This window comes from Nesterenkonia aethiopica (assembly GCF_039534665.1).
In the GTDB taxonomy this organism is placed as follows: Bacteria; Actinomycetota; Actinomycetes; order Actinomycetales; family Micrococcaceae; genus Nesterenkonia; species Nesterenkonia aethiopica.
Map to the genome: position 1 here is coordinate 1 of NZ_BAAAVT010000054.1, position 500 is coordinate 500.

Below are 500 nucleotides of genomic sequence, written 5' to 3' on the forward strand. Positions count from 1 at the left end.
GTTGTCGATCGCGCTCACGACCAGACGCGACTTCATCCTAGAGTCGATCGAGTACCCGACGATCCGGCCCGAGAAAGCGTCCTTGATCGCGCAGAGGTAGAGCTTGCCCTCACCAGTGGTGTGCTCGGTGATATCGGTCAGCCAGAGCCGGTTCGGAGCATCTGCGGCGAACTCACGCTGGACAAGATCATCGTGCACCGGTGGGCCGGCCTTCTTGCCCTTCCCGCGCGTCTTCTTCTTTCCGAACGATGACCACCAGCCGTTTTCGGAAGCGATCTTCCAGGCGGTGCGTTCAGACATGTCCGTCCCTGCATCACGGGCCTCGTCGAGGAGGAACCGGTATCCGAACTCGGGATCGTCACGGTGCGCGTCGAACAGCGCGTTCGCGCGATACGCCTGGGCGAGTTCCGCGGTGGTGACAGGGCTGGCCAGCCAGCGGTAATTCGGAGCTCGGGAGAGCTTCAGTACCCGGCACGTCACCGTGACGGGGACCCCGTCAT

1 protein-coding gene is annotated in these 500 nt (G+C 63.0%); it reads right to left on the reverse strand.

Annotated features, from left to right (window positions below; translation table 11 throughout):
- Positions 1–500, reverse strand: a 500-nt coding sequence (locus ABD658_RS15320) for a DDE-type integrase/transposase/recombinase (RefSeq protein ID WP_344744980.1), incomplete at both ends; no start/stop codon positions are given.